This is a genomic window from Bacteroides sp. (assembly GCF_052357945.1).
Classification (GTDB): Bacteria; Bacteroidota; Bacteroidia; order Bacteroidales; family Bacteroidaceae; genus Bacteroides.
Genome location: NZ_DAWCXD010000187.1, coordinates 1 through 7,990, shown reverse-complemented (window position 1 = coordinate 7,990; position 7,990 = coordinate 1). Strand labels below are relative to the sequence as shown.

The following is a 7,990-nucleotide window of genomic DNA, read 5'->3' as shown; positions in this document are numbered from 1 at the left end:
TTGGATTCTCGTAAAGAATACACAAAATCCGACTGGATCATGTGGACGGCAGCTATGTCATCAGATAAGGAAACTTTTCAGAAATTCTCTGATCCTATCTATAAATATATCAATGAAACAGTATCACGTGTACCTATCAGTGATTGGCATCACACAGACAGTGGTGAATGGGTTGGGTTTAAGGCCCGGTCAGTAATCGGTGGTTATTGGATGAAAGTATTGGCAGATAAAATGTTGAACAATCAATAAATTAAATCTAGTTTTATTATGAAATGTAGAACAATGAAGAAAGGATATTGGAATACCCATTGGATTCTGTTAGTCTTGTTAACTCTTTGCTTCATAAGTTGCAAGGACGACAATGATGGTGAAACCGCACCTTACGATCCAGGTAAGCCAGTAGAAATAACAGATTTTACTCCCAAAGAAGGAGGAGCTAAAACGCGTGTGATAATTACTGGTAGTAACTTTGGAACAGATACCTCTATCATAGAAGTAACAGTTGGAGGTAAAAAGGCTCCTGTAATTAATGCGAAAGGAAATAGCATTTATTGTATGATTCCTGGTAAAGTGAAAGAAGGAAATCTGATACTAACGATTGGAAAAGGTACAAGTGCCCAAACTGTAGAGGCTGAGGACAAGTTCTCTTATACACGTAAAATATTGGTTTCTACTTTGTATGGGAAAGAAAGAGAAGACGGACATTATGAACCAATGGATGGTACTTTTGAAGAATCATTTGAAAAATTTTATGGTGTTGCAGAACCGACTTGGTTTTCATTCGATCCTAAAGATTATCCAAATACTTTATATTTAGCTCAAGATAACGGTAAACCCTTACGTTTGTTTGATTTAAAAAATAAAAAAATTAGTACCGGATTAAGAACAAGCGGAGTATTGGGGCGTATGCGCACGATTACATGGACAGTGGATGGAGATACGATGATTATTGCCAATGATGGCGGAGGAGGAAATGATCCGGATATAAATATCGTCAGCAATGTGTATGCAACCCGTGCAGACAATTTCTCCAGCTTTCAAGTATTGGCCGCAGGTAAACAATGTAATGGATCTGCTATTCATCCAAAAAATAGAGAATTGTATTACAATAGCTACACAAAAGGAGATATCTATCGATATGATTATAGGAAATGGGGAATTGGCAAAGACAACAGCATCGAACACCGCAATTATATAGGTTCTATCCAAGATAACAACTGGGAGTTTAATATGGTGATCCATCCTACAGGTGACTATGCTTATATTGTAGTAATCAACCAGCATTATATTATGCGAGCAAACTATAATGAAGAAACGAAAAGTTTTGGTACGCCATTCTTGCTGTGTGGGCAAGTTGGTAAAGCTGGCTGGGAAGATAAAGTCGGAACAAGTGCTCGTTTGGATCATCCCTACCAGGGTGTCTTTGTCAAGAACCAGAAATATGTAGACGAAGGAAAGGCTGATCATTATGATTTCTATTTCTGCGATCGTAATAATCACTGTGTCCGTATATTGACTCCGGAAGGGCTTGTCACAACATTTGCAGGACGTGGTAGTACGGGACTCAATGATAAACCATATGGAAATATAGATGGAGATTTACGCGAAGAGGCTCGCTTCGACCAGCCTGCCGCAATAGCTTATGACTCTATCAATAATGTATTTTATATTGGTGATGTTGAAAATCATAGCATTCGTAGAATCGGTTTTGAGGAATGGGATGATGAAGAAAGTACAGTAAGTACTATAGTGAAATGATATATTGATGAATAAACACATGTATATATGAGACATTTTTTGATAACATGTATATTACTGCTAAGTTGTTCGATGAGTACATGGGCGCAAAATATAGTAGTAACGGGAGTTGTGACTGACGCACAGAAAGAACCTTTAATCGGCGTAAATGTAGCAGTAAAAGACGTTCCTGGATTGGGAGCTATTACTGATATAAACGGAAAGTATAAAATAAGCATTGAACCATATCAGCGACTTATTTTCTCTTATGTCGGTTTTGATAAAGTAGAAGTTCTGATAAAAGAACAGCGAGTAGTAAATGTATCGATGAAAGAGTCTGCAGCCAGTTCACTGGATGAGGTTGTCATTACAGGTACGGGAGTACAGAAGAAATTGACTGTGACGGGTGCTATCACAACAGTCAATGTTTCTGACTTGACGCATACAGCAAATGGAAATGTAGTTAATGCTTTGGCTGGAAATGTTGCTGGTGTTCTTGCTATGCAAACATCCGGACAACCGGGTAGAAACACTTCAGAGTTTTGGATCCGTGGTATTTCTACCTTTGGAGCCAGTACATCGGCATTGGTATTAGTAGATGGTTTTGAACGCGATTTGGATGATGTCAATATAGAAGATATTGAGTCTTTTTCAGTGTTGAAAGATGCTTCGGCCACAGCTGTCTATGGTAGTCGTGGTGCAAATGGTGTTGTCTTAATTACTACAAAGCATGGAAAGGCTGGAAAAATTAATATTGATGCCAAAGTAGAAACATCATATAATACACGCACCATTACGCCGAAATTTGTTGATGGATATACATATGCTACAATGATGAACGAAGCCAGGATAACACGTAATCAAGAACCTATTTACCAACAAGACGAATTAGATCTTTTACGTATGGGGCTGGATCCTGATTTGTATCCGAATGTTGATTGGACCGATCTTCTGCTAAAAGATGGTGCAATGACGTATCGCGCTAATGTAAATATGAATGGTGGTGGTTCTACAGCACGTTATTTCGTATCATTAAGCTATTTGAAAGAGGATGGTATGTATAAAACAGACGAAACATTGAGGAAAGACTACAATACCAATGCCAATGCTAATACATGGAATTATCGTCTGAATACCGATATTGATATAACGAAAACAACATTACTGAAAGTTGGTGTTTCAGGGTCATTGAAAAAATATAATGAACCGGGATTATCAGGCGATGTTTGGAAGTCGTTAATGTATCAGAATCCTATAAGTGTTCCTGTAATGTACTCAAATGGCTATGTACCTGCTTATGGAACAGGAGATAGAACAAACCCATGGGTACTTGCCACACAAACTGGTTATAAAGAACATTGGGAAAATACAATTCAATCTAATCTTACATTGGAGCAGAAACTTGATTTTATCACTCAAGGATTGAAATTTGTCGGACGTTTTGGCTTTGATACTTGGAATAAGAATAATATAGACCGTATTAAATGGCCTGAACAATATAAAGCGCAACGTTTCCGTGATGAGAATGGGAATTTAGTATTCGATCGTGTCACCGAAGAACAGAAAATGAAGCAAACGAGTTCTGCCGAAGGAAATCGTAATGAAATCTTCGAAGCAGAATTACATTATGATCGTGGATTTAAGGAACATCATGTAGGTGGACTCTTGAAGTTCAACCAAGATTCTAAAGTATTTACCGTAGGTACAGGCGAAGATATTAAAAAAGGAATAGCCCGTCGTCATTTAGGGTTGGCCGGACGCGTAAGCTATAATTGGAATTATCGTTATTTTGCTGATTTCAATTTTGGATATAATGGTTCTGAGAATTTTGCAGACGGTCATCGATTCGGTTTTTTCCCAGCAGTATCTGCAGCCTGGAATGTGGCAGAGGAACCTATTATCAAAAAGAATCTGAAATGGATGAATATGTTTAAGATTCGTTATTCATTTGGTAAGGTCGGTAATGATGTGCTGAAGATCGGCGATGATGAATATCGTTTCCCTTATTTGTATACCATTGGAGATGGTAGTGGCTATACTTGGGCTGATTATAATTATAACAATTCTTATTCAGGAAAACGTTATACAGATCTGGCTTCTAATTATGCTACTTGGGAGATCGCGACCAAGCATGACTTAGGTGTTGACTTAGCGTTATTTAATGATAAATTTACTGCAACTGTCGATTATTTCCACGAACAACGTGAAGGCATTTGGATGGAGCGTAAATATCTTCCAAGTATAGTCGGATTAGGAAGCAATCCGCGTGCTAATGTAGGAAAAGTTCTGTCGGAAGGATTTGATGGTAACTTCGCTTTCCGAGAAAAGATTAATAAAGTAGATATCACTGTACGTGGTAATATCACATATAGCCAAAATACTATCTTGGAGAAAGATGAAGAAAATAATGTGTATCCTTATCAGATGGAACGAGATTACCGTGTTAATCAAGCAAAAGGGTTGATTGCTTTAGGCTTGTTTAAAGACTATGACGATATACGTAACAGTCCGAAGCAAGAGTTCGGAACAGTTCAGCCAGGTGATATAAAATATAAGGATGTGAATGGTGACGGAGTGGTGAATGATGGCGATAAAGTAGCGATTGGGGCGACTACCAAACCTAATATGATTTATGGATTTGGTATTTCTGCAAGTTGGAAAGGCCTGGATGTAAATGTACACTTCCAGGGAGCAGGTAAAACATCCTTCTTTATAGAAGGGGCAACTGTACATGCATTCAGCGCTGGTGAATGGGGTAATATATTATCGGATGTTGCCAATTCAAACCGTTGGATTGATCATGAGATATCTGGTACAATGGCTACCGAAAATCCAAATGCTTCCTATCCTCGTCTGAGCTATGGCGGAAATAGCAATAACTATCGTCAGTCAACTTTCTGGTTGCGAAATGGTTCATATTTGCGTTTGAAAACTTTAGAATTAGGATATTCAATCCCCAAACCCTTAGTCAACAAGATTCGTTTTAATAACATCCGTCTATTCCTTCGTGGAAGTAATCTTTTGACTTTCTCCAGCTTCAAGTTGTGGGATCCGGAGCTTGGCAGCTCTACAGGAACGGAATATCCGTTGGCTAAATCATTAACTTTAGGATTATCTGTTAACTTATAATTAGATTATACTGATGAAGAAAAAATATATTTTACTATCTGCGATTTTAGGCGTTGGATTAGGACTTTCCTCTTGTGCGGATCAGCTCGATGCAGACCGCTATTTTAAGGATCGTATGAGTTTGGAAGATGTATTCTCAAGCAGAGACTATACAGAAGAATGGCTGGCAAATGCGTTTGAACATTTAACCGGTAGCAATGCCGACGTTTCCAGTAAAGGGCATACAATGTATTGTTTTGCTGATGATATGTACTTTGGTGACCGTGATGACAAGTACAAGAAATGGAAAAATGGTGAGTATGATGAAAACTGGGAACAAGATCCCTGGGGATCGTGCTATGAAGGCATACGTCAAGCTTCTGTTTTTATTTTGAATATTGACCAAAATATAAAGTTTACTGAAGAAGAGCGGGCCGATTTAAAAGCACAAGCACGTTTTGTCAGGGCTTATTATTACTGGCTGTTACTCCGTAAATATGGTCCGATACCTTTGTTGCCGGAAGAAGGATTAGACTATACAAAAGAATATGAAGATTTGGCATATAGTCGTAATACATACGATGAATGCGCTGATTTTATAGCCTCGGAAATGAAACAAGCCGCTCGTGATCTTCCTTTAAGACGTGGAGCTAATAACGTTGCCCGCCCAACACGAGGTGCCGCTTTGGCAGCTCGCGCCAAAGTATTGCTTTATGCGGCGAGTCCGATCAATAATCCTCGTCCGGGAGATACAGAAAAATTCACAGATTTGGTAGATCGTAATGGACGTAACCTGATAGCACAGGAATATAATGAGGAAAAATGGGCTAAAGCAGCTGCCGCAGCTCTCGATGTAATGAAGCTTGAGGGGGGAACACGCTATGCGCTTTATCATAAACTTGCCAGTCAACAGGTTGGAACAGGTTATCTTCCTACACTTCCTCCTTATGATGATGGTAATTTCGTAAATAAGGACTGGCCTGATGGATATAAAAATATTGACCCTTATGAATCCTATCGTTCATTATTTAATGGAAGCGTGAATGCTTCTGATAATGTGGAATTGATTTTTACACGTGGCCAAAATCAAAGTACGGAAGGCATCAACGTGATGGTGCGACACCAATTACCACGTGCGGCTAATGGTTGGAACACACATGGACTGACCCAAAAACAATGTGATGCTTATTATATGAAAGATGGGGGGAATTGCCCTGGTAAGGATTCTGAATATATTGACTATCCTGCATATGCAAACCGTATTGACCCTAATCCTCGTAGAAAAGGATTTGTAACCGAAGAGAATAAAGATCAGTTCCCTGAATTAGGAAATCATAGAGTAGGTGTCAGCATGCAATATGTAGAACGTGAACCCCGTTTTTATGCTTCGGTAGCTTATAATGGTGCTACATGGTATTTATTGAATGAACCGGATAATGCGAATAAGGATAAACAGATTTTTTATTATAGAGGCAGTGGAAATGGATATACCAATACAATGTTCTGGCTTCGGACAGGTATTGGAGTTATGAAGTTCGTACATCCGGATGACACCAACAGAGATGAGAAAGATGAATATATCCGCAAGAAAGCAGAACCGGCTATCCGTTATGCAGAGATTCTGCTGATTTATGCAGAAGCACTGAATGAATTGACTGGAAATTATACTGTTGCTTCTTGGGACGGAGAAACTCAATATACCATTCAGCGGGATATTAATGAAATGAAGAAAGGCATTCAGCCTATTCGTATTCGTGCCGGAATTCCCGATTATACTCCTGCGGAATATGAAGATCAAAATCTTTTCCGTGAGAAACTGAAACGAGAACGTCAGATTGAACTGATGGGTGAAGGACATCGCTATTATGATATTCGTCGATGGAAAGATGCTGATGTAGAAGAATCATTACCGATTTATGGTTGTAATACTTTAATGACAGAGAAATGGAAAGACGTATTCCATGTGCCAGTAGCTGTTCCGTCATTACCGACCAACTTTTCACGGAAAATGTATTTCTGGCCAATCAGTCATTCTGAGTTGAAACGTAATAAGATGCTAACTCAGAACCCGGGATGGACATACAATGATTAATTAAAAGAAGAGATAAGATATGAAAAAGATATATACTTATTTGATGATGCTAACTGTTAGCGTGTTAATTATCTCCTGTAATGCAGAATGGGATGAGGAGCAATATGAACAATATGTATCGTTTAGTGCACCAGTTAATGATAAAGGGGTAACTGATATTTATGTACGATATAAACAGGGTGGTGAAGTTACTTATAAATTGCCTATGATTGTTAGTGGTTCTATTGCTAATGGAAAAGACCGTACTGTACATATTGCGGTAGATACTGATACATTGGATATATTAAATCAAGCTCATTTCGGACGTGAAGACCTTTATTATGTAGCAATGGAAGACAATCGTTATTCATTTCCTTCCACTGTTAATATTCCGGCAGGGACATTTACTACTTTGTTAGATATTACTTTCAAGTTAGATGATATCGACTTGTTTAAAAAGTGGGTACTGCCTTTAAGTATCGAAGATGATCCCTCGTACAATTATGTGGGCCATCCACGTAAAAATTATGCTAAAGCTCTATTACGTGTATTACCTTTCAATGATTATTCCGGTAGTTATAGTTCAACTGCGATGCAGGTATACATTAAAGATAGAGACGGAAATATAGATAAGAGCGAAGCTATTGCAACCACTACTCGTACGGCATATGTAGTAGACGAAAATTCTGTTTTCTTTTATGCTGGTGCAATGGATGAAGATTTGATCAATCGTGATAAATACAAAGTAAAATTTTACTTTGAACCTGACGGTGAAAAACTAGTAAAAATAACGTCAGACAATGATAAAATCAAACTAAAACAACTGAAGGAAACATCTTACACCATTGCTGAGGTTCCAGATGTTACTCGTCCATATTTGTTGCACCGTTATGTAACTTTCAGTGTTGATTATGAATTTGTGGATTATACTTCTGCCAATGAAGAAATTCCTTATTATGTAACAGGTGTTTTGACGCTCGAACGTAATATTAATACTCAGATTCCAGATGAAGATCAAGCTATAGAATGGTAATTCAGACCCTTTAATATATTTATAAAACAAGAAGATGCATG

At 38.2% G+C, this 7,990-nt stretch carries 5 protein-coding genes; all 5 read left to right on the top strand.

All coding sequences use genetic code 11. From position 1 onward, the window contains the following. The coding region (locus ACT8YW_RS20740) for a glutaminase domain-containing protein (protein ID WP_444107004.1) at positions 1–249 on the top strand (249 nt) is incomplete at its 5' end. An 18-nt stretch (positions 250–267) separates the two neighbouring features. After that, complete coding sequence (locus tag ACT8YW_RS20735) at positions 268–1,758, top strand: IPT/TIG domain-containing protein (protein ID WP_444107003.1); 1,491 nt, start codon at positions 268–270, stop codon at positions 1,756–1,758. Between the two features lie 27 nt (positions 1,759–1,785). Beyond that, entirely contained in the window at positions 1,786–4,866 is a 3,081-nt protein-coding gene (locus ACT8YW_RS20730; RefSeq protein ID WP_444107002.1) for a SusC/RagA family TonB-linked outer membrane protein, read from the top strand. Positions 4,867–4,879: 13 nt separating this feature from the next. Next, the gene (locus ACT8YW_RS20725; RefSeq protein ID WP_444107001.1) at positions 4,880–6,937 is read left to right on the top strand and encodes a RagB/SusD family nutrient uptake outer membrane protein; all 2,058 of its coding nucleotides are present in this window, start codon (positions 4,880–4,882) and stop codon (positions 6,935–6,937) included. A 19-nt stretch (positions 6,938–6,956) separates the two neighbouring features. Further along, complete coding sequence (locus ACT8YW_RS20720; RefSeq protein WP_444107000.1) at positions 6,957–7,949, top strand: DUF4973 domain-containing protein; 993 nt, start codon at positions 6,957–6,959, stop codon at positions 7,947–7,949. The last annotated feature ends 41 nt before the right edge of the window (positions 7,950–7,990 follow it).

What these genes read in the sequence shown, in the direction of transcription:
- ACT8YW_RS20735 (WP_444107003.1), top strand. Translation starts at nt 268, where the DNA reads ATGAAATGTAGAACAATGAAGAAAGGATATTGGAATACCCATTGGATT.
- ACT8YW_RS20730 (WP_444107002.1), top strand. Translation starts at nt 1,786, where the DNA reads ATGAGACATTTTTTGATAACATGTATATTACTGCTAAGTTGTTCGATG.
- ACT8YW_RS20725 (WP_444107001.1), top strand. Translation starts at nt 4,880, where the DNA reads ATGAAGAAAAAATATATTTTACTATCTGCGATTTTAGGCGTTGGATTA.
- ACT8YW_RS20720 (WP_444107000.1), top strand. Translation starts at nt 6,957, where the DNA reads ATGAAAAAGATATATACTTATTTGATGATGCTAACTGTTAGCGTGTTA.